Here is a 21,980-nt window from a genome sequence, read left to right on the forward strand (position 1 = left end):
GCGGATCTCCACCCGGGTGCGAAGACCCCCTGGGGGACCCCGGACCGGCCGCGCAGCGATGCACAGAAGAGCCGCCCTGTGTCCGGTCGGCGCCGCGAGGTCCACGGACGGCTGTGACCCTTGACACTCTCGGGGGCGGATGCCATAGTCCAGGCCAGCTGTGAACGTTCACGGCCCTGATCGCCTGCTCGATGACGAGGAGAGCCCATGCACCCACCCACACGACGACACGTCCTGCGAGGCCTCGGCCTGGCGGGGCTGGCAGCGGGAGGACTGGCCGCCTGCGGCTCCTCCCCCACGATCTCCGACGACCCCGACGAGCTGGTCATGTGGTACTGGAACCGGTCCGCCAGCCCGAAACTCCTCGAGCAGGCCGCGAAGAACGTCCCCGGCACCGATCGGCACGTGCGCGCCGACGTCATCGGCACCACCTTCGACACCAAGCTGCGCACGAGCCTCGCGGGCGGCGCCTACATCCCGGACATCACGTACATCAACTCGAACAACGCCCTCTACTTCCGCAACGAGCACCAGTTCCTGGACATGAACGACCTGGGGGCCGCCCAGCACGCGGACGACTACTACGAGTGGAAGTGGAAGCTCGGGATCACCCCCGAGGAGCGCTTCTGCTTCTTCCCTCTCGACATCGGCCCCACCGGCTTCTACTACCGCCAGGACGTGTTCGAGAAGGCGGGCCTGCCGACGGAACCGGACGAGGTCTCCGCAGCGGTCTCGACGTGGAAGGAGTGGATCGCACTCGGCGCCGAGCTCCGGAAGGCGACCGGCTCCGCGCTCGTCAACACCGCGCAGTCCATCTACGAGCAGTTCCTCAACGCGAGTCCCGAGCGCTACCTCGACGCCGAGGACACGCCCCTGTACACGGCCGAGGGCTCGGCGGTGCGCGAGGCCTGGGACACGGCCGTCGCCGCGATCGACGCGCACATCACGGCGGGGATCCCGGACGCCCGCGGCACGGACCAGAACGCCGCGTGGTCCAGCGGGAAGACCGCCGGCCACGTGAACGCCTCGTGGTGGTCCCAGATCATCCAGGAGTCCGCGCCCGACTCCGCGGGCCTCTGGCGCCTGGCCGACCAGCCCGTGCGCCCGGGGAACTCAGGAGGCTCCTTCGCCGCCATCCCCCACACCTGCAATGACCCGGAAGCCGCCTTCGCCTTCATCCGCTGGATCAACACCCCGGACCACCAGGCCGAGGCCTACAACGACGTCCAGCTCTTCCCCTCAGCACCAGCCTCCTACGAGAGCGGCACCATGAAGTACGCCGGCGACTTCTTCGGGGACCAGGATCCGCTCGCCTTCTTCTCGCACGCCGCCGAGCAGGTGCCGGAATCGTTCATCAGCACGTGGGAGAGCGTCGTCTCCGGCAGCTTCACCCTCGAGATCACCAACGTCGAGACCGCCGGCAAGGACCCGGACCGCGCATGGGCCGATGCGATCGCCGCCGCCGAGAAGGCACTGCGCAAACGAGGAGTCCAGCGATGAGCGTCATGACCACTCCCCCGCCCGTCGACGCGGCCAGGCCCTCCACCGCGGCCGTCCCGCGCACCCGGGCCCTCGGCTGGAGAGGAGTGCTCTCCCACTGGCCGCAGTACGTCGCGATCGCCCCGTTCTACGTGCTCTTCCTCGTGTTCGGGCTGTTCCCCATCGTGTTCTCGATCGTGCTCTCCTTCACCGACTGGGACGGCATGGGCGAGATCCGCTTCGCCGGGCTCTCCCAGTACATCTACCTCGTCCAGGACTCCCGGTTCTGGAACGCGGTCGCGAACACGTTCATCATCTGGTTCCTCTCCACGGTCCCGATGCTGTTCCTGGCGCTCGTCATCGCGTTCCTGCTGCACCAGAACATCCGCTTCCGCGGGTTCTACCGGGTGGCCTTCTTCCTGCCGAACGTCACCAGCATGGTCGCGATGGCGATCGTCTTCGGGTCGGTGTTCTCCGACTCCTTCGGACTCGTCAATTCGGCGCTGACCGCCCTGCACGTCGACTCCGTGCCCTGGCTCTCGAGCAGCCTGGGCATCAAGGTCACCATCGCCGTCATGGTGATCTGGCGGTTCACCGGCTACAACGCGATCATCTACCTCGCCGGGCTCCAGTCGATCCCGACGGACCTGTACGACGCAGCGAAGACCGACGGCGCCTCGACCTGGCAGATCTTCACCCGCGTGACGATCCCGATGCTGCGGCCGATCATCCTGTTCACCGTCATCACCTCGACCGTCGGCGGGCTGAGCCTGTTCACCGAGCCGCAGGTGCTCCTCGGCGACGCCGGCGGCAACGGCGAGGCCGGCATGACCATCGTGCTCTACCAGTACAACCAGGCGTTCACGCAGTTCGACTTCGGCTACGGCTCGGCCATCGCCTGGGCCCTCTTCGTCCTCGCCTCCGTGTTCGCGATCATCAACTGGCGCCTGCTCAGCGAGCGCAGGGACGCGCCCCGTCGGACCGGCAGGAAGGCACGCTCATGACCACCGCTGATTCCACCCGCACCTCCGGACCCGAGGCACCGGGAGGCCCGGCGGAGCCGCGCTCGAACGACCGGCCGGGACTGCGGACCTCGGGCGACCGGGCCGCGATCGCGCGCGCCCGCCTCGAGAAGGTGATCACGCATCTGCTGATCCTCGTCGGCGTCGTGCTGTCGGTGTTCCCGTTCTACTGGCTCGCGGTGATGTCGACGTCGACGACCGCGCAGATCTTCGGGTACCCGCCGCGTCTCACCTTCGGCACGAGCTTCGCGGAGAACCTGAGGAACCTGTTCTCGAGCGTGGACATCCTCTCCGCGCTCGTGAACACGATCATCGTGTCCGCGCTGTGCGCCGTGCTGGTGATGTTCTTCGACTCCCTCGCCGCCTTCGCCTTCGCGAAGTACGACTTCCCTGGGAAGAACGCCCTGTTCGTGCTGATGATCGCGACCTTCCTGATCCCCGGCAGCCTGTCGCTGGTGCCGAGCTTCATCCTCATGTCGAAGATCGGCTGGGTGGGGACGCTGCAGGCGCTCATCGTCCCGGGCGCCGCGAACGCCTTCGGGATCTTCCTGCTGCGGCAGATGGCGAGCTCGTCCATCCCCGACGAGCTCGTGGAGTCCGCGCGGATCGACGGCGCCGGCTTCTTCACCATCTACCGCCGGATCGGCGTGCCGATGATGCGCGGCGGCCTCGCGTTCCTGGGCATCTTCACGTTCATCACCGCATGGAACGACTACGTGTGGCCGTTGATCGTGCTGGTCGACCCGAATCGCCAGACCCTGCAGACCGCCCTGCAGAACCTCAACTCGCTGTACCTCACGGACTACGGGATGGTCATGGCGGGCGCGCTGGTCAGCGTGCTGCCGCTCATCGGGGTCTTCATCATCGGCTCGCGCCACTTCATCGCGAACATCGCGGCGGGCGCGATCAAGGGATGACGGAGCCGGGATGACGGATCCGGAATGACGAAGCGGGGGGGGGGCCCCCGGGGCCCCCCCCCCCCCCCCCCCCCCCCGCCCCCGGCGCCCCCCCCCCCCGCCCCCCGGGGGGGGGGGGGCCGGGGGCCGGGGGGGGGGGCGGGGGGGGGGGGGCCCCGGGGGCGGGGGGGGGGGGGGCCCCCGCCGCCCCCCCCCCGCCGTCGTCGACCCGGATATCCGGGCCAAGGAGCCCGCTCCCCGGGGAGGTCAGTCGCCGGAGCGGCCGCCCACGCTGGGGGTGTTCTTGGAGACCGTCATCAGGAACTCGGTGTTCGACTGGGTCTTCTTCACGCGCTCCAGGAGCAGCTCGAGCGCCTGCTGCTGGTCGAGTGCGCCGAGCACGCGGCGGAGCTTCCACATGATGGCCAGCTCCTCCTTGCCCATGAGCTCCTCCTCGCGGCGGGTGCTCGAGGCGTTGACGTCCACCGCCGGGAAGATGCGCTTGTCCGCGAGGTTCCGCGAGAGGCGCAGCTCCATGTTGCCGGTGCCCTTGAACTCCTCGAAGATGACCTCGTCCATCTTGGAGCCGGTCTCCACCAGGGCCGAGGCGAGGATGGTCAGCGAGCCGCCGTTCTCGATGTTGCGAGCGGCGCCGAAGAACCGCTTGGGCGGGTACAGCGCCGAGGCGTCGACACCGCCGGAGAGGATGCGGCCCGAGGCCGGGGCGGCCAGGTTGTAGGCGCGCGAGAGGCGGGTGAGCGAGTCCAGCAGCACCACCACGTCCTTGCCCATCTCCACGAGGCGCTTGGCGCGCTCGATCGCGAGCTCGGCCACGATCGTGTGGTCCGAGGCGGGCCGGTCGAAGGTCGAGGCGATGACCTCGCCCTTCACCGTGCGCTGCATGTCGGTGACCTCCTCGGGGCGCTCGTCGACGAGCACGACCATGAGGTGGGCCTCGGGGTTGTTCGTGGTGATCGCGTTCGCGATCTGCTGCATGATGATCGTCTTGCCGGCCTTCGGGGGCGCGACGATGAGGCCGCGCTGGCCCTTGCCGATCGGCGAGACGAGGTCGATGATGCGCGGCGCGACCGCGTTGGGGGCGGTCTCCAGGCGCAGGCGCTCGTCCGGGTAGAGCGGGGTGAGCTTGCCGAAGTCCACGCGCTGACGGGCGCGATCGGGGGTGAGCCCGTTGACGGTGTCGACCTGCAGCAGCGGGGCGTACTTGCCCTGCTGGTTGCCGCCGCGGTTGCGGCGGTTGCGCCCGCCGCCCTGCTGCGGCTGCTCCTGGCGCTGCTCCTCGCCGTCCTTGGGCGCCCGCACGAGGCCCGTGATCGCGTCGCCCTTGCGCAGTCCGCTCTTGCGGACCATGTTCATGGAGACGTAGACGTCGCTCGCGCCGGGCAGGTAGCCGGTGGTGCGCACGTAGGCGTTGTTGTCGCGCACGTCGAGGATGCCGGCGACGCTCACGAGCTCCTCGCCCTCGCGGACCTGCTGCTCGTCCTCGCTGCCGCCGCCGTCCTGCTGCGGGTTGTCGCCGCCGTTGCGGCCGCGGCGCTTGCGATCGCGCGAGCGGTTGCGGGAGCGGCGGTTGCGACCGTCCTCGGAGTCTCCGCGGCCGCCCCGGCCGCCCTGGTCGTTGCGGCTCATGTCGGAGTCCTCACCCGTGCGATCAGGCAGCTCGATGTCCTCGAGACGGGGACGCGACCCGCGTCCGCCCTGATCGCCGTGGTCGTTGCGGTCGTTGCTGTCCTTGCGGTTGTCCCGGTCCTTGCGGTTCTCGCGGCCCGCACGGTCGCCGCGGTCCTGACGGTCGCCGCGATCCTGTCGGTCGCCGCGCTGGCGGCCCTCGCCCTGGTCGCCGCGCTCCTGGCGCTCGGAGCGATCGCTCCGCTCCGCGCGCTCGTTGCGCTCGTTGCGCTCGTTGCGACCCTGACGGTCCTCGCGGCCGCGGCGCTCCTGGCGCCCGCCCGTGCCGCGCTCGTCCTGCGTGGGCAGATCCAGGCCCAGGTCCAGGACATCGGCCGACGACGCCGAGCCCTCGGAGGCTCCGCTCGTCGGCGCCGCCTTCTGCGGGGCGGTGTCGCCCGCTGCCGCGGACGTCGACGCGGTGGCCTCCGGCGCGGTCTTCGTCGGAGCGGTGCGCTTCGGGGCCGTGGTCTTCGGGGCGGAGGAGCCGCCCCCGTTGATCGCGTCGATGAGCTCGCCCTTGCGGAGGCGACGCGCCCCCTTGATGCCGAGCCCGGCAGCGATCTGCTGCAGCTCGGGAAGCTTCTTCGCCGCGAGCGACGTGCTGTCGCCCTGCGGTGCGGTGGTGTCGTTCACCCAGGTTCCTTCCTGTGGATCGCGCGGCGCGCGTCCGTGATGAGTGCATGAGCTGCGCGGCGACCGGGCCGGTGGACGGCGGGGTTCGCGGCAGTCCTCTCCCCGAGGGCGGCCGTGGCGCACAGCGCACGGAAGCACGCGAATGCGGCGTCGCCGGGGATTCTCTGGGGTACGTCCTCACCCGGGACCTCTCTGCACCCACTGTGCGGAAGTCTCCGGGCCGTGGTCGCCGGCACTGGGCCGGGCCGATCACGTCGTCGGACGCGGCTTCAAGGTACCACAGGCTCCGCACCGGTCGATGAGAGTCCGACACGGGCGATGCGCCATGCGCGGGGGTCGTCGACCACGCGTCGCACGAGCGGCGCGAGGTCGGGTCCTGCGCCGTCGATGACCAGCACGGACGGGCCTGCGCCGGAGATCACGGCGGGGTATCCCTCGCTGCGCAGCACGCGCACGAGCTCGACGCTCTGCGGCATGCCCGGGGCGCGGTACTCCTGGTGCAGGCGGTCCTCGGTCGCTGGCAGCAGCAGCGAGGGGTCACTCGTGAGCGCGTGCACGAGCAGAGCGGCCCGTGCCGCGTTGAACGCTGCGTCGGCGTGGGGCACCGTCTCGGGCAGCAGCGAGCGGGCCGTGCTCGTGGCGAGCCGGGCCGTCGGCAGCAGCACGACGGGGCGGATCGCGGGCTCCTGCGCGGTCCCGCTCCCGCTCTGTCCGGCCCCGTTCCCGCGCTGCGCCCGGTCGCCGGGCGTCGCGAGATCGAGGCGCTCCGCGCGGGCGCCGGCGCGGTCCGTCCAGGAGAGGACGACGCCGCCCAGCAGAGCCGGGGCGGCGTTGTCCGGGTGGCCCTCCATCTCGGTCGCCAGGTCCAGGAGCACCTGGTCGTCCAGGGCCTCCGGCTCGGAGACCAGGAGGCGCGCGAGCATGAGGCCGGCGACGGTCGCCGCCGCGCTCGAGCCCAGGCCGCGACCGTGCGGGATCCGGTTGCGGCAGTGCAGGCGCACCCCGGCCTGGGGGGCGCCCGCGTGGTCGAGGCCCCGTCGCAGGGCACGCACCACGAGGTGGTCCTCCCCCGCCGGGACGTCGCCCGCGCCCTCCCCCTCGACGGTGACCTCGACCCGGCCGGTGGTGGCCTCGAGCTCGAGGTCGTCGACGAGGTGCAGGGCGAGGCCCAGCGCGTCGAAGCCCGGCCCCAGGTTCGCGCTGGTGGCGGGCACGCGCACGCCGACGCGCTCGGTGGTGATCCTCATGCCGGGCGGCTCACAGCCCCATCGCGTCGGCCGCGGCCTCGACGTCGACCGGGATGACAGTCGGGGTCAGGTCCTGGCGGGTCAGCGCGGTGTCGATGTCCTTGAGCCCGTTGCCGGTGACGGTGATCGCGATGGTCGCACCGCGGGGCACGAGCCCCTTCTCGGCCTGCTGGAGGAGCCCGGCGACGCCCGCGGCCGAGGCGGGCTCGACGAAGATGCCGACCTCGCCCGCGAGCAGCGCCTGCGCATCGAGGATCTGGTCGTCGGAGACGGCGTCGATGAGCCCGCCCGAGTCGTCGCGCGCCGCGACGGCGAGGCTCCAGGAGGCGGGGGCGCCGATGCGGATCGCGGTGGCGACCGTCTCGGGATCGGTGATCGGGCGGCCGGCCTTGAAGGGCGCGGCGCCCTCTGCCTGGAAGCCCCACATGGCGGGGGCGGACCCGGTGATGCCCTTGTCGCGGTACTCGGTGTACCCCATCCAGTAGGCGGAGATGTTCCCCGCGTTGCCCACGGGAAGGATGTGGATGTCCGGCGCCTTGCCGAGCGCGTCGCAGACCTCGAAGGCGCCGGTCTTCTGGCCCTGGAGCCGGAAGGGGTTCACGGAGTTCACGAGCTCCACGGGGTGAGCGGCGTCGAGCTTGCGGGCGATCTCGAGGCAGTCGTCGAAGTTGCCCTCGACCTGGATGAGCTTCGCCCCGTGGACGACGGCCTGGGCGAGCTTGCCGGCGGCGATCTTGCCCTGCGGCAGCAGCACGGCGCAGGTGATCCCGGCGCGCGTCGCGTAGGCGGCGGCCGAGGCGCTGGTGTTGCCCGTCGAGGCGCAGACCACGGACTTCGCCCCGTCGGACACGGCGCGGGACATCGCGGAGACCATGCCGCGGTCCTTGAAGGAGCCCGTGGGGTTCATGCCCTCCACCTTGACGTGGACGTCGGCCCCGACCGTGCGCGAGAGGGACGGCGAGTGGACGAGGGGCGTACCGCCCTCGCCGAGGGTCAGCAGGGTGTCCTCGTCGGAGAACGGGAGGTGCTCGCGGTACTCGGCGAGCACGCCGCGCCACTGGTGTGCCATCGGGTCATTCTCCTTCGAGGCGGATCACGGAATCGATCGTGAGGACGGCGCCGGAGCTGTCCAGGTCGTCCAGGGCGGAGTCCATCGCGGACTCGAGCGCCCGGTAGGTGGCGATGCCGATGCGCGCGCGCTCGGGCTCGCCCTCCTCGGCCGGCTCCGTCTCCTGATGGATCGTCGAGATCGAGATGCCGTGGGAGGACAGGGTGCCGGCGACCTCGGCGAGCACGCCGGGCTTGTCCTGCACGGTGAGGGAGACGTAGAAGGCGTTGCGCAGCGCGTCGACCGGGATGATCCCGAGGTCCGCATAGCGCGACTCGCGCGGGCCGACGCCGCCGTGCACGCGCTGGCGGGCGACGGTCACGAGGTCGCCCAGGACCGCGGACGCCGTGGGCGCGCCGCCCGCGCCCTGCCCGTAGAACATGAGCGAGCCGGCGGCCTCGGCCTCGACGAACACCGCGTTGTACGCCTCGGACACCGAGGCGAGCGGGTGGCTGTCGGGGAGCATCGCCGGGTAGACCCGCGCGGAGACGCGCTCCTCGCCCTCCTCCTCGACCCGCTCGACGATCGAGAGCAGCTTGATCGTGCGCCCCATGCGGGAGGCGGCGGCGATGTCCGCGGCGGTCACCGACGTGATGCCCTCGCAGTGTACGTCCTGCATGCCCACGCGGGTGTGGAAGGCGAGGGAGGCGAGGATCGAGGCCTTCGCGGCGGCGTCGTGGCCCTCGACGTCGGCCGTCGGGTCCGCCTCGGCGTAGCCGAGCTCCTGGGCGCTGGCCAGGGCGTCGTCGAAGGAGGCGCCGGTGCGGGCCATCGCGTCGAGGACGTAGTTCGTGGTGCCGTTGACGATGCCGAGCACCTTCTCGATCCGGTCGCCCGCGAGCGATTCGCGGATCGGCCGCACCAGCGGGATCGCGCCGGCGACGGCCGCCTCGAAGTGCAGGTCCACGCCGTTCGCGTCGGCCGCCTCGTAGAGGGCGACGCCGTCCTGCGCGAGCAGGGCCTTGTTCGCGGTCACGACGCTCGCGCCGTGCGACATGGCCTCGAGCAGCAGGGTGCGGGCGGGCTCGATGCCCCCCATCACCTCGACGACGATGTCCGCGCCGGCGATCGCGGAGGCCGGATCATCGGTGAGCAGCGCACGGTCCACGTGCTCCCCGCGGTCCTTGCCGAGGTCCGTCACGGCGATTCCCGTGACCTCGAGCGGCGCGCCGATGCGGTGCGCGAGCTCGTCTCCGCTGGTGCCGATGACGCGCAGCACGTCGGCTCCGACGGTGCCGGCGCCGAGCACGGCGACCCGCAGCGGGGCGTGGTCGGGCAGGGGATCAGTCATCAGTGGTCCTTCCGCAGAATCCGGGCGACGACGGGCGATTCCAGCGTGGCCAGCGGCCTTGAGGGCCCGCGGGCTCAGGAAACTGTATCCAACTCCGAGTCGCGAACGCGTCGCCATGTGTCCGTATGCGTCGAGCGCGGGGCGGCCGTGGTGGCGCCGCCTCCCTCAGCCGACGTCGAGGGCGAGCAGGTCCTCCTCGCTCTCGCGTCGCACGAGAGTGCGCCATCGGCCATCCTTGACCGCGACCACCGGGGGCCGCGGCACGTGGTTGTAGTTCGAGGCCAGCGAGTAGCAGTAGGCGCCGGTCACGGGCACCGAGACGAGGTCCCCGCGCTGCACGTCGGCGGGCAGGTACTCGTCCTTGACCACGATGTCGCCGCTCTCGCAGTGCTTGCCGACCACGCGCACCACCTCGGGCTGGGCGTCGGAGACGCGTCCGGCGAGCAGGCACGAGTAGTCGGCGTCGTACAGGGCCGTGCGCACGTTGTCGCTCATCCCGCCGTCGACTGAGACGTACACGCGGTGGTGCGGGCCGCCCAGGCGCACGTCCTTCACCGTGCCCACCGTGTACAGGGTCTGGGTCGAGGGTCCGGCGATCGCGCGTCCGGGCTCGAACGCCACGTGCGGGACCTCGAGCTCGAGCTCGTGGCACTCCTTCTCGATGATCCCGGCGATGCCGCTCGCGAGCGCCTCGGGGGTCGAGGGGGTGTGCTGGGTGTTGTACATGACGCCGAAGCCGCCGCCGAGGTCGAGGTGCTCGATGGTGTGCCCGAGCTCCTCGCGGACCTGGGCGACGAGGTCGAGGACGCGGCGGGCGGCGACCTCGAAGCCGCCGACGTCGAAGATCTGGGAGCCGATGTGGGAGTGCAGGCCCACGAGATCCAGCTCGGGGCTCGCGAGCACCTCCCGCACGGCCGTCATGGCGTCGCCGGAGGTGATCGAGAGGCCGAACTTCTGGTCCTCGTGGGCGGTCGCGATGAACTCGTGGGTGTGCGCCTCGACGCCGGTGGTCACGCGCAGCATGACGTGCGCGCTCACGCCCAGCTCGGACGCCACGCGCGCGGCCTGCCGGACCTCGGCGAGGGAGTCGATGACGATGCGGCCCACGCCCGCTTCGAGCGCCCGGGCGATCTCGCGATCGGACTTGTTGTTGCCGTGCAGGGCCATGCGCTCGGTCGGGAATCCGGCGCGCAGCGCGACGGCCAGCTCCCCGCCGGTGCACACGTCCAGTCCCAGGCCGTCCTCGTCGACCCAGCGGGCGACGGCCCCGCACAGGAACGCCTTGCCGGCGTAGTAGACGTCGGCCCCGGCGTGGGGGGCGAAGGCCGAGGTGAAGGCGTCGCGGAAGGCGCGGGCCCGCTCGCGGAAGTCGTCCTCGTCCAGCACGAAGGCGGGTGTGCCCACCTCCTCGGCGAGCGTCGTGACGCTCACGCCGCCGACCTCGAGGGCTCCGTCCGCGTCGCGCCCGCAGGTGCTCGACCAGAGGCCCGGGATCAGCGTGTTGACATCGGTGGGATAGGGCAGCCAGGTGGGCGCGGCGTCGTTGCCGTGCAGGGCTCCTGCTTCATGGGCTCGCATCGCGCGTGGCCTCCTGGGTCGGGCGTCGGGCTCGGTCTTCGGGAACGGACGTGCCGGGCGGCCGGATGCATGCGACGATCCGCCGCATGCGGCGATCGGCGGCTCCGGCCGGGCTCCCGGGGCCGCGCGTCCGCGCGGAGCGGACGCGGTCCCGAGGACGAACACTATGCGGCGCGGACGGACGCTCGCTGGCCGTGTCCACGCAGTGAGGAGGCGCGCGCCCGTGCCCGCGCCGTCTCCGGCATCTCCCCTGGTGGCGAGCGAGGCGGCGACGACCCGGCGCACTCACGACCAGGGCCCTCGGCGAGGCTTCGGACGCGAGGTCGCGCGGTCTTCGTGACCCCTCTCACTTGATAGCCTGGCGGTGTCGTCCCACACGTCAGGAGGCCCCTGTGGCATCGCAAGAACTGCACGATCTGGTGGTCGTCGCCAACCGTCTCCCGGTCGACGCGAAGACCCTTCCCGACGGCGCCACGGAGTGGGTGACGAGCCCCGGCGGTCTGGTGACCGCGATGGAGAGCGTGATGCGGAACGTCGACTCGGCGGCCTGGGTGGGCTGGGCCGGCTCCCCGGGCGAGGCGCCCGAGCCGTTCCGGGCCGACGGCATGGACCTGTACCCGGTGAGCCTGGATGCGACGGACATCGAGAAGTACTACGAGGGCTTCTCCAACGGGACGCTCTGGCCGCTCTACCACGACGTGATCGTCGACCCCGCCTACCACCGCACCTGGTGGGACACCTATGTGAGCGCGAACCGCCGCTTCGCGAAGGCCGCGGCCGCCGTCACCGCGCCCGGCGGCACGATCTGGGTGCACGACTACCAGCTCCAGCTCGTGCCCGAGATGATCCGCTCCGAGCGGCCCGACGTCCGCATCGGCTTCTTCAACCACATCCCCTTCCCGCCCGTCGAGCTCTTCAGCCAGCTGCCCAAGCGCAACCAGGTGCTGCGCGGACTGCTGGGCGCGGACCTCGTGGGCTTCCAGCGCGAGAGCGACACCCTGAACTTCCTCGCCTCGGTGCGCCACCTGCTGGGGTACCAGGTCGACCAGCGCACCGTCACCGTGCCCGGGATCGGCGCGGTCGAGCCGCGCGACGTGATCGCCGGGACCTTCCCGATCTCTCTCGACACCCAGGCCGTCACCGCGCTGACCGACGACCCCGAGATCCAGGAGCGCGCCCGCCAGCTGCGCCACGACCTCGGGGACCCCGAGAAGGTCGTGCTGGGCGTGGACCGTCTCGACTACACCAAGGGCATCCGCCATCGCCTCAAGGCCTGGGGAGAGCTGCTGAACGACGGCTCGATCGACCCGCGCGAGACCGTCCTCGTGCAGGTCGCGACGCCCTCGCGCGAGAGGGTCGACGCCTACCGTCAGCTGCGCGACGAGGTCGAGCTGACCGTCGGCCGCATCAACGGCGACCACGCCCCCATTGGCCGCCCGGCCATCTCCTACCTGCACCGCTCCTTCAACCGCCGGGACATGACGGCGCTGTACATGGCGGCCGACGTGGTGCTGGTGACCGCCCTGCGCGACGGCATGAACCTCGTCGCCAAGGAGTACGTGGCCTCGCGCCCGGACCTGCGCGGCGTGCTGGTGCTCTCCGAGTTCGCCGGCGCGGCCGACGAGCTGCGCGCCGCCCTGCTGGTGAACCCGCACGACATCGACGAGCTGAAGTCCGCGGCGCTGCGTGCGCTCAGCATGCCGGAGGAGGAGCAGGAGGAGATGATGACCTCGCTGCGCCGGCAGGTGCTCGACCACGACGTGCAGTCCTGGGCGAAGCACTTCCTCGACGAGCTCGAGGCCGTCGGCGAGCCCGCTCCCCCGTCGGCCCCGATCATCCGGCTGTCCGGGACCGAGTCCCCGGATGCCGCGCAGCTCGACGCGGCGCTCGAGGCCTTCGCCGACACCCCGCGCATCCTCGTCGCCTCGGACTTCGACGGCGTGCTCGCACCGATCGTCACCGACCGCGACGCGGTGCAGGCGAACCCGCGCTCGATCGGCGCGCTTCGCGGGCTCACCGAGCTGTCCGGGGTGAACGTCGCGCTCGTCTCCGGGCGGGCGCTCGAGGACCTCCAGCACCACGCGGGCATGCCCAGCTCCGTCGCGCTCGTCGGCTCGCACGGCGCCGAGGTCGGGGCCCTGCCCTCGGACCTCCACGCTGACGTCATGGACGCGGGAACGATGACCATGGACGAGACCCGGCAGAACCTGCGCGACTCCATCGCGCGCCGCCTCCAACACATCGCCGACCAGCATCCGGGGGCGGAGGTCGAGGTCAAGCCCGCCTCCGCTGTGCTGCACACGCGCAATGCGAAGGGCCGCGGCGCGGGCAACGCCACCGAGGCCGCGCTCGAGTTCGCACGCGGCCTCCCCGACGTCACCGTCACGCCGGGCAAGGAGGTCGTCGAGTTCTCCGTGGTCGACTCCCACAAGGGCACCGCGGTGCGCGCGCTCGGCCGGGCCGCCGCGGCCGACGCGATCCTCTACCTCGGAGACGACGTGACCGACGAGAACGTCTTCGCGATCCTCGAGGACGGCGATCTGGGCGTGAAGGTGGGCGACGGCGACACGGCCGCCGCCTTCCGGATCGAGGGCACCGACGCGGTCGCCGAGCTCCTCGAACGCCTGCTGGAGCTGCGCGCCGGCGAGGCGTGAGCCCGGGGCCGCGACGCCCCGCATGCAGGAATCCCCGGCCGGTGACTTCGAGAGGTCTCCGTCCGGGGATTCCGTCGGTGCTCCCCGCTGGACTCAAACCGAACGTGCAGCAGCGGTTTGAACGGCTAGAAACGGTGTGGAACCAGGCGAGGATGGGCATCCGCGATAGCGGAGCGTCCCAGCGGGAGGATGACTTTGCGGTCGTCACAGAGCCAAGCAGACCGACTAGAACGCCTCCCACGCCAGAGGAAGTGGACGCTATTAGAACGGCGAAGGCCAGCGGCGAGAGCGTCCGCTCCATCGCCGAGCGCTTCAACAAGCATCGGAGCACGGTTTGGCGGCACACGAAGGACATCCGGTGACTCTCGGGCTCCGACGCTGGCAGCTCGAAGTCGCGTACCCATAAGGCACGGAGCGCTAGCAAGTTGTGCGTTCGCGTTGCTCTTGTTCAGGAACTGTGCGGCGCCTATCAGTTAGAAGGTTCCAACCACTTCGAACCCGAGTTGCCTGAGTTTTTCGGACGTGGCGTGCACGTCAGCCACTTCCTTCTGGGGGATCACGATGTCGAGTTCTGACCTTGCCCGAGAACACCCGACATAGAAGAGCCGGTAGGCAGCTAGCAAACCCTCGATCGCCGACAGTTTGAAGAGCTTTTTTGCGTGCGTCACCCCAGGCCTCTCGAGATACGCGCCATATGACTCCCCGTAGAGTTCGACAATTAAATCAGAATCGTTCAACTCATCCGCGACAATCCGAGCCTGCGCGGTGATCACTTCTGCGAACGCCGGAAAAGTCTCCTTATTCAGCTTTGAGATGTCCACGCCGATCACGTCTTTTGCTGAACGGAACAACTCGGACAGCTTTCCGTAAAGCCCTTCCAGGGAGTCGAGGTTCAGGTCGTATCTTGGCCAGAGGTCGAATAGGGACCTCATGCGCACCACCGGTGACGTACTCGTCTCCGCAATGAACACCACTTTCTCGTGGCTCTCGCCCTTGACTCCGTGCTGAGTCGAGCGAGTAGGTGATGAGCGAAAGTCGAAAACGTTGCGCACCTGCTGGAACGGGACCAGCATGATCGCGTCGTAGTCTGCATTGCCCAAGTAGTCGCTGACATCCGCAGCCCGGGTGACCGAAAGATTTGAGAGCGTTTCGAGCACATCTTTGATACTCGAAGTGCCGTTACGCATCACTTCAAAAAGCACGCCAAGTTGATTCGCAAGTCGTTCCTTGTCCTCATGAACACGGAGTGTGAAATCACCGAAATCTTTTGAATGTGCACGCAGCGTGGTGATCACAGTTCCGACGTGACCACGTGTATGTTCAGATTCGAGATCAAGCAGGCCATATAGGAGCCGAATTAGAGGGTTGGGAACCTTCTCCCAATCTGACTCAGTCAGCGCGGACGCTGCCGGGTATCGGGAGTTGTAGCCGTGATCAGGCATATCTTTTAGAGCGTTAAAGAGTTCGAGGCTGCCGATAGCTCCAAAGATCGACGAATTGTGAACGCTCAAAATCAAAGTATCTGGATCTGCAATCCGAGCTACGGTGTCGTCGGGCGTTGCGCAAAAGTGCACCCTTGGAACGCTGCCGCCAGCCTTGGAATCGGCAACCTGCCGCAGGGTCTCATCGTTGTAGATGTTGTTGAGCACTGAGACGATGGCCTCAGTTGAGCGGTAGTTGACAACCTCGCGGCGTGGTACATCGAAGGCACAGATCAGAGCCTGAAAGCGTTCTGGGTCTGATTTGTAGATCTGCTGCATGCGATCCCCGTACAGATGAAGACCGGTGTCTGAACCGCGCAGGGCCTCGAAAAAGAACTCGAGTACATTAACGTCTGTGTCTTGATACTCGTCGATGATCACCCGGCGATACTTTGCACTCACTCGCCGGTAAATATTCGGATATCGCTTTGCGCAGGATGCGACGAAGGACAGCAGGTCGTCGTGCGACAGCCCCCCGCGATAGAGGGTGTTAAACGGTCGTTCGTTGTAGTAGAGCGATTCAACTGACTCTCTAACGAGTTCGAAGGTCAGAGGATCACCCAACTCCTCGCGGTATCTCGCATTGCTTTCCTCTGTTGTGACGCTTTCCTCGGCATTTTCAATCCGAGCCTTGATCGCGTCGCCATAGATCTCAAAATAGTAAGCAACGATCTCGCGCGCTGAGAACAAGGATTGGCTGAACCTGCTCAAGAACGAGTGGATCGTGGAAACCTCGATATACGGAGAAGAGATGTCTGCCTTGAGTTCATCGGCAGCTCGATTCGTGTAGGTTACGCACAGCAACCGGTCGAGAGGACGTTCTGCCGACCACTCGCGAACGAGGCGCTTAATCTCCGTGCTCTTACCGCTACCTGCGGGCGCGTTGACAAGCTGCAACTGGCTCATGATTCTAGCCACTGGAGTGCAGAGGAGATATACGGTGGAACTGTCTTCATCAGTTCCGGTTTGAGGAGCAGAGAATACATGAAGTCGGTCTTCTGGTTCGATGTTGACAAGACGATCTCTCGGATTGTCGGAGACTCCGGTTCTCGGGGTATCGAGAATTTCAACCCAGAATCCTCGCGGTACTGTTTCCAATCTTCTTGGGTCCGAGGCGACCAGACATCCGCATTCAGCAAGACAGCAAGGATCGCCTCTTCGAAAGTGCGTGCGTAGCCTTCACGTCCTGACTGGAAAGCGACGGCTGCTGACTGCGCGTCAGGCATCGGTGCTACTCCTGTGTCTGGTGAAACTTTCCCAAGCAGGTTTTCGATCGTTAGCGTCTTCACGCCCTCGGGTTCAGTAGCCGCGCTTTCTTCGCCGAAAAGGGCGTTCAATGTTGCATTGGTCGAGCGGAGCGGTTTTAGTTCATCGAAGCTTGAAGTCACGCTCGACTTATCGTAATCAGTATCGGTAATTACCACTGTTTTTAGGCGAAGCGCGTCGACAACGAGCGGTTTGTACACATGAGCGTAAGCGCCGCCAACCTGAACATATGAGATGTACTGGGCTCGGAGGCTCGAGAGTTCTGGAAGTTCTCGGATTAGGGCCTGAATGTACATTCGCTCAGTGTCGCCTTCATACATGATGACTTTGTCAGCGAAGAGCAGGTCGGAAAAATTGATCGCATACAGGAAGCTAAATAGTCGTTGCGTTTCTGATGACTTTCCTGCAATCTCGGCGGTGTGAAAGTCCCGCAGATCGACTATGCGGCATCCATGGTCTTCAGATTTGAGGACGCGGAGCTGCTCAATTCCGCTTGCCCTCACGATCTCGCTCGAGTGCGATGTGACGGCCGCTTGAAGTCCTCCAACCTTCTCAACCCTCGACAGAAGATGTTTGATGAAGGCGCTTTGCATCTGCGGGTGCATGTGCGACTCTGGTTCCTCAAGAACCAACAGGTTTACTAGATATCCATTCTCGTCACTAGCGGCCGATCGAATGAATGACTCGGCTTCAAGATGCAAGTAGATGAGGTTGCTGTAGCCCAAACCTTGGGAGGCCTCGCCCAATGGAACGCCCGCCCCGAGGTAGCGAGTCTGCATTGCTCGCGCAATCATTTGGACAGCATGGTCCTCGGTCACATGGAAATCCAGGAAGAGGTCATTCTGTTTCGATCCGTTCGTGTTCGAGATTGACTCGATGACCGCGTTTAGGCTCTTAAGCGCTTCGTCGGCCATTACTTCACGAATCTTTAAGCCCTGAATCGCTGATAGCACCTGGTCGGGCAGCTTAGAGAGAATCTCTAGCCAGTTCTCATCCTCTTTCGCAACCTCGATTAGGCGCTGGTTCAGTCCGCCTGACTTATCTTCGTTGATGTCATCGAGGGCTCGCGACGCCTTTACTGCTCGGAAGTTGATCAGTCGCTTGAGATTCTTGTGCGTTCCCATGGGGAGGATGTTGGTGTAGCTCTCATCTGCGAAGAACACTTCCGACCTGGAGCAGTCAACGAGCGAAGCATCGACCTTTGCCTGGAGTACAAGGAACTCTGATGAGCCTGGCTTGGCGTCGTTCGCAGATGTCCAGCCGCAACTATCTATGGTCTTCTTGATGTCGGGATAGAGTTCGACGTAGGCGGCGATCAGGCCATCTCGCCTCGCGGAGAAGCGAAACTGGAAGTAAAATGAACTCTTTGTTGATTCCAAGTCCATCAAGTAGTCTGCGAATTCGCGAATGTCGTCAGAGGCTCTGTCATACTTCACTTCGAGGCGAACATCAACCGCTGGAACCTGTTCAAGAAGGTCTTCTTGCTCTAGGAAACCTCGATACGCATCCTCACCTTTAACCGCTGCATCGACGAGGGCTTTGAACCACTCATGACGAGCTGATGCGCTGAGATCCTCGGCCCGGAGGCTCCCTTCCCCTCCAAGCACGACGCGCAGAAGATCGATGAGAGAGGTCTTGCCCGAGTTGTTGGCACCAGCGAGAATGGTTGTTCCATCCTCAAACTTGATGTTCTGTGCTTTGAATCGACGGTAACCATCGATGTAGATCGAGCTGACCTTCATTGTTTGCTCCTGCCGAAGTCTCCACACTTGTCCTGAAACCGGCCAGCTCTATCATCAAGGTCCTCGGCAGAACCTTGGTCGGCCTCGACCGGGGTTAGCGCGTGGTACTTGCTCTGAAGCTCTCCATGTTCATCTCCGTCTGATTATGACAGGAACCCTGCTCTGCGGTGTAGCTTTCGGGCTTCCCCTTCGGCTCGTCGCTAGAGCTGCTGAGCTCTGTCGATCTTGCGCTGATGCTGCCGCTCCGGCCGTGATGCCGACTGCTGCGCGACGCGTCTGGCGCGTGCGAGCGCTGCCAGTGCTGCTCGGTGCTCGGATGCCTGGTCTGCGGTCGTGACGGCCTTGGCTTCACCCAGCGGTGCTGGGCCAGTGATCTCGTGGCGGTAGCGGTATAGCGCGACCGTGGCGGCGTGTGCCTCCCACCGCTCTCGCGCTTCGGGTCGTGTACTCGGCTGCCCGAGCCGCGTCACCCATGCGGCTCCTGCTTCCTGGGCGTCGTGCAGGAGTCCGCGCGCGGCAGTCTCGATGAGCATCTGCCGTTCGGTGAGCGCGGTCGGGACTGATGCACGGATAGGTGTCAGTCGGGGTTAGGCCGCCAGGCTGACGGTCTGGTTCATGATGGTCTCGTACTCGATGGGGTCAACCGGCCCAGCCGGCTCTGCCTGCGACGACGGTGGTAGGTCCTTTCGATCCAGGTCACGATCGCGATCCTCAGCTCGTCTCGTGTCCGCCACCGCCGACGGTTCAGGACGTTCTTCTGCAGCAACGCGAAGAACGACTCCATCGCGGCGTTGTCGCCGGCAGCACCGACCTTGCCCATCGAGCCCACGAGTCGATGATGGTTCAGGGCATGCACGAAACTCTGGGCCCGAAACTGGGATCCTCGGTCCGAGTGCACGACGCAACCGGCGACGTCACCACGCTTGGCCACGGCGCTGACCAGGGCGTTCACCGCGAGGCGGGCTTTCATCCGGTCGCTGATGGAGTAGCCCACGATCCGACCAGAGAACACGTCCTTGATCGCGCAGAGGTAGAGCTTGCCCTGGTCGGTCCAGTGCTCAGTGATGTCGGTCAGCCAGCGCTCGTCGACGTGATCGGCGGTGAAGTTCCGCTTGACCAGGTCGTCGTGCACGGGCGGGCCGGGGCGTTTCCCGTTCTTGCCCCGCTTCTTCCCGAACACCGACCACCAGTGATTGTCCCGGCAGATCCGCCAGGCGGTCCGCTCACACATGCGTTGACCAGCGGTCTCCGTTTCGCCGGCGAGGAATCGGTAGCCGAACTCGGGATCGTCCCGGTGGGCGTCGAACAAAGCGTTGGCCCGGTGGGCTTCGATCAGCTCAGACGGGGTGACGTGCTGTTGCCGCCAGCGGTAGTAGGGCTGGCGGGAGAGCTTCAGGACCCGCAGGGACACCGCGACGCGGATCCCGTCGGCGGCGAGCTCGCTCACGAGCGGGTAGAACCTTTTCCCGGCAGGTTCGCCTGGGAAAGGTATGCCGCTGCGCGGCGCAGGACCTCGTTCTCCTGCTCGAGGAGGCGGTTTCGTCGCCGAAGGTCGCGGAGCTCGGTCGAGTCTTCACGGGTCTTCCCGGGCCGGTTGCCGTCCTCGACGTCGGCCTGGCGCATCCAGTTCGTCAGGCAGGATTCCGAGATCCCGAAGTCCTTCGCGATCGTCGAGAGCTTCTGGCCAGGTTCACGGTTCCTCGCGACGCGGACCACGTCATCACGGAACTCCTGGGGATAGGGAGCGGGCATGGTGCACATCCTTCCCTGCGGCGCTCCACAACGCCACAGATCATGTGACACCTATCCGTGCATCAGTCCCCCCCCCCCGGCGCACATGAACCGTTGCTCGATGTCGACGTATGGGAACGAGTGCAACGCATTCTGGACGCTCGGGGGCTTGCCTCCGAACGACGCCGCACCCATGACCACTACCTCAAGGGGTCACTGTTCTGCGGTTCGTTCGGGTCACGGATGCAGCTCGACTTCCCGACCAACAGTCAGGGCATCCGATATGCATACTTCGTCTGCTCTGGGCGAGCGTCAAAACGGAAGCGCTGCACCCGGCGGGCGGTGCCCGTGGGGACCGTGGAGAAGCTGGTCGCCGACTGCTACCGGGACATCTCCATCACCGAGGCGCAGTACACCGCGCTGGCTGCGCAAGTCGAGGCGGCGTTCGATGAGCGGCTGGCCTCGAAGTCCTCCGAGATCGCGGAACTCATGTCTACCCGTAAGCGCCTCCAAGACGAGAGCGAGAAGCTGCTCGCCGCGCACTTCGCCGACGCCATCGACCTGGACACCCTCAAACGACACCAAGACCGCATCCGCACGGGGCTGGCCGACATCGACCGACGTCTCACCCAGGAGCACGAGGGCAGCGAAGGAACACGGCAGCATCTCACCGCTGCGCTGCGCCTGCTGATCGACTGCGCCACTATGTACGCGCGCACCGATGACCACGGCAGGCGTCTCGCGAACCAAGCACTGACCAGCGGCATCGACATCGGGGAGGACGGCGAGGCCACGATCCGCCTCGCCGAACCCCTCGCGTCGATCACCGAACCTGAGACATCTTCCGATGTCTCAGGTTCTAGTACGTCGCACAGAGTGCCCGCGACAGGATTCGAACCTACGACCTTCTGCTCCGGAGGCAGACGCTCTATCCACTGAGCTACGCGGGCGGACCGTGACAGTCTAGCGCGAGGACCCCGTCGTCCGCGCCCCGAGCCGGGGCGCGCGGCGCGAGTGAGGCACAGGTCTCAGCGCCGCCGGAGGGCGCCGGCCGCTCAGACGGCGAAGCCCGCGGGCAGCGGCAGCTGCGCGCCGTGGAGCACGGCCGAGGGATCGGCGGCGATCTGCAGGCCGCTGGGCGAGGCGCCGCCGCGCACCAGCAGGTCGCCGACCGCGGCGATCATCGCGCCGTTGTCGGTGCACAGCCGGATCGGCGGGATGCGCAGCTCGACGCCCGCGGCGTCGCAGCGCTCCTGGGCGACGGCGCGCAGCCGCTGGTTCGCGGCGACTCCCCCGACGATGACCAGGGTGTCGAGTCCCTTCTCCTCGATGGCGCGCAGCGCCTTCGTGACCAGGACGTCCACGACGGCCTGCTCGAAGGAGGCGGCGATGTCCGCGACGGGCACTTCCTCGCCCGCACGCTCGAGGGACTCGACAGTGCGCGCCACGGCCGTCTTCAGCCCCGAGAAGGAGAAGACGTACGGCTGATCGCCCGGGCGCAGCATGGCACGGGGGAAGGAGAAGGCCTCCGGGTCCCCGCCGACGGCCGCCTTCGAGATCGCGGGGCCGCCCGGGTAGCCGAGGCCGAGCAGGCGCGAGACCTTGTCGAAGGCCTCGCCGGCGGCGTCGTCGAGGGTGTCGCCGAGGTGCTCGATGGGGTCGGCGACCAGGTCCTTCACGTGGAGGATCGAGGTGTGCCCGCCGGAGACGATGAGGATGATCGACTGCGCGGGCAGCGGGCCGTGCTCGAGGGTGTCGGCCGCGGCATGTCCGGCGAGGTGGTGCACCCCGTACAGCGGGACCCCGAGGGACCAGGCGACGGACTTCGCGGCGGCCAGTCCCACGTGCACCGCGGTCGCGAGACCGGGACCGGAGGTCGCGGCGACGTGCGTGATGTCGCGCAGCTCGACGCCCGCGTCGTGCAGGGCGATGCGCAGGGTGGGGACGGCCGCCTCGAGATGGGCGCGGGCCGCGATCTCGGGGACCACTCCCCCGAACTCGGCGTGCTGGGAGGCGCTCGACGCGAGGCCCTGGCCGAGCAGGACGCCGTCGCTGACGATCCCGAAGCCGGTCTCGTCGCACGAGGACTCGACGCCCAGGACGACGGGGACGGTGCTCATAGGACCCTCCCGTCGGAGGTCGCGGGGACGGCCGCGCGCATCG

Annotated in this window: 13 protein-coding genes, 1 tRNA gene and 2 pseudogenes; 6 read left to right on the forward strand and 10 right to left on the reverse strand. The window is 67.3% G+C overall.

What is annotated here, in order from left to right:
- The first annotated feature begins 207 nt into the window (after nt 1-207).
- Genes I8D64_RS03010 through I8D64_RS03020 form a run of 3 tightly spaced genes read left to right on the forward strand, consistent with a single transcriptional unit; the run spans nt 208 to nt 3,418 of the window.
- Complete coding sequence (locus I8D64_RS03010) at nt 208-1,500, forward strand: ABC transporter substrate-binding protein (RefSeq protein WP_200500992.1); 1,293 nt, start codon at nt 208-210, stop codon at nt 1,498-1,500.
- Nucleotides 1,497-2,483 carry a carbohydrate ABC transporter permease gene (locus I8D64_RS03015; protein WP_246482641.1) on the forward strand — a complete coding sequence of 329 codons (987 nt, stop codon included), beginning with the start codon at nt 1,497-1,499 and terminating at the stop codon, nt 2,481-2,483. The genes I8D64_RS03010 and I8D64_RS03015 overlap by 4 nt, the downstream gene beginning before the upstream one ends.
- Nucleotides 2,480-3,418 carry a carbohydrate ABC transporter permease gene (locus tag I8D64_RS03020; protein WP_200500993.1) on the forward strand — a complete coding sequence of 313 codons (939 nt, stop codon included), beginning with the start codon at nt 2,480-2,482 and terminating at the stop codon, nt 3,416-3,418. Before I8D64_RS03015 ends, I8D64_RS03020 begins: the two co-directional genes overlap by 4 nt.
- Nucleotides 3,419-3,664: 246 nt before the next feature.
- Here the strand turns inward: I8D64_RS03020 and rho are convergent, their stop codons facing one another.
- From rho to lysA, 5 genes are all read right to left on the reverse strand, one after another.
- A complete protein-coding gene (gene rho / locus I8D64_RS03025) occupies nt 3,665-5,719 on the reverse strand; it encodes a transcription termination factor Rho (RefSeq protein ID WP_200500994.1) in 2,055 nt (684 codons plus the stop codon).
- 269 nt (nt 5,720-5,988) lie between these two features.
- The gene (gene thrB, locus I8D64_RS03030; protein ID WP_200500995.1) at nt 5,989-6,966 is read right to left on the reverse strand and encodes a homoserine kinase; all 978 of its coding nucleotides are present in this window, start codon (nt 6,964-6,966) and stop codon (nt 5,989-5,991) included.
- A gap of 10 nt (nt 6,967-6,976) precedes the next feature.
- Nucleotides 6,977-8,035, reverse strand: a complete 1,059-nt coding sequence (gene thrC, locus I8D64_RS03035) for a threonine synthase (RefSeq protein ID WP_200500996.1) — start codon at nt 8,033-8,035, stop codon at nt 6,977-6,979.
- A gap of 4 nt (nt 8,036-8,039) precedes the next feature.
- Nucleotides 8,040-9,365, reverse strand: a complete 1,326-nt coding sequence (locus I8D64_RS03040) for a homoserine dehydrogenase (RefSeq protein ID WP_200500997.1) — start codon at nt 9,363-9,365, stop codon at nt 8,040-8,042.
- Between the two features lie 165 nt (nt 9,366-9,530).
- The gene (lysA, locus tag I8D64_RS03045; protein ID WP_200500998.1) at nt 9,531-10,943 is read right to left on the reverse strand and encodes a diaminopimelate decarboxylase; all 1,413 of its coding nucleotides are present in this window, start codon (nt 10,941-10,943) and stop codon (nt 9,531-9,533) included.
- Nucleotides 10,944-11,335: 392 nt separating this feature from the next.
- Here lysA and I8D64_RS03050 point away from each other — a divergent pair, with 392 nt between their 5' ends.
- Nucleotides 11,336-13,597, forward strand: a complete 2,262-nt coding sequence (locus I8D64_RS03050) for a bifunctional alpha,alpha-trehalose-phosphate synthase (UDP-forming)/trehalose-phosphatase (protein WP_343068406.1) — start codon at nt 11,336-11,338, stop codon at nt 13,595-13,597.
- Between the two features lie 152 nt (nt 13,598-13,749).
- A complete protein-coding gene (locus I8D64_RS17880; RefSeq protein WP_425490263.1) occupies nt 13,750-13,959 on the forward strand; it encodes a helix-turn-helix domain-containing protein in 210 nt (69 codons plus the stop codon).
- A 111-nt stretch (nt 13,960-14,070) separates the two neighbouring features.
- Here I8D64_RS17880 and I8D64_RS03055 read toward each other — a convergent pair whose 3' ends face one another.
- From I8D64_RS03055 to I8D64_RS03065, 3 genes and pseudogenes are all read right to left on the reverse strand, one after another.
- The gene (locus I8D64_RS03055) at nt 14,071-15,984 is read right to left on the reverse strand and encodes a UvrD-helicase domain-containing protein (RefSeq protein WP_200500999.1); all 1,914 of its coding nucleotides are present in this window, start codon (nt 15,982-15,984) and stop codon (nt 14,071-14,073) included.
- A complete protein-coding gene (locus I8D64_RS03060) occupies nt 15,981-18,086 on the reverse strand; it encodes an AAA family ATPase (RefSeq protein WP_200501000.1) in 2,106 nt (701 codons plus the stop codon). Before I8D64_RS03060 ends, I8D64_RS03055 begins: the two co-directional genes overlap by 4 nt.
- A 587-nt stretch (nt 18,087-18,673) precedes the next feature.
- Nucleotides 18,674-19,838 (reverse strand): annotated as a pseudogene (locus tag I8D64_RS03065) (IS3 family transposase).
- Between the two features lie 120 nt (nt 19,839-19,958).
- Here I8D64_RS03065 and I8D64_RS17885 point away from each other — a divergent pair.
- A pseudogene (locus I8D64_RS17885) lies at nt 19,959-20,183 on the forward strand (recombinase zinc ribbon domain-containing protein); the annotation flags it as partial.
- A 511-nt stretch (nt 20,184-20,694) separates the two neighbouring features.
- Here the strand turns inward: I8D64_RS17885 and I8D64_RS03075 are convergent.
- Both I8D64_RS03075 and tsaD read right to left on the reverse strand, forming a co-directional pair.
- A tRNA-Arg gene (locus I8D64_RS03075) sits at nt 20,695-20,767 on the reverse strand.
- Between the two features lie 105 nt (nt 20,768-20,872).
- Nucleotides 20,873-21,937 (reverse strand): tRNA (adenosine(37)-N6)-threonylcarbamoyltransferase complex transferase subunit TsaD, encoded by a 1,065-nt coding sequence (gene tsaD / locus I8D64_RS03080; protein ID WP_200501001.1) that lies wholly within the window; start codon nt 21,935-21,937, stop codon nt 20,873-20,875.
- Between the last annotated feature and the right edge of the window lie 43 nt (nt 21,938-21,980).

Source organism: Brachybacterium halotolerans (assembly GCF_016623465.1).
In the GTDB taxonomy this organism is placed as follows: domain Bacteria; phylum Actinomycetota; class Actinomycetes; order Actinomycetales; family Dermabacteraceae; genus Brachybacterium; species Brachybacterium halotolerans.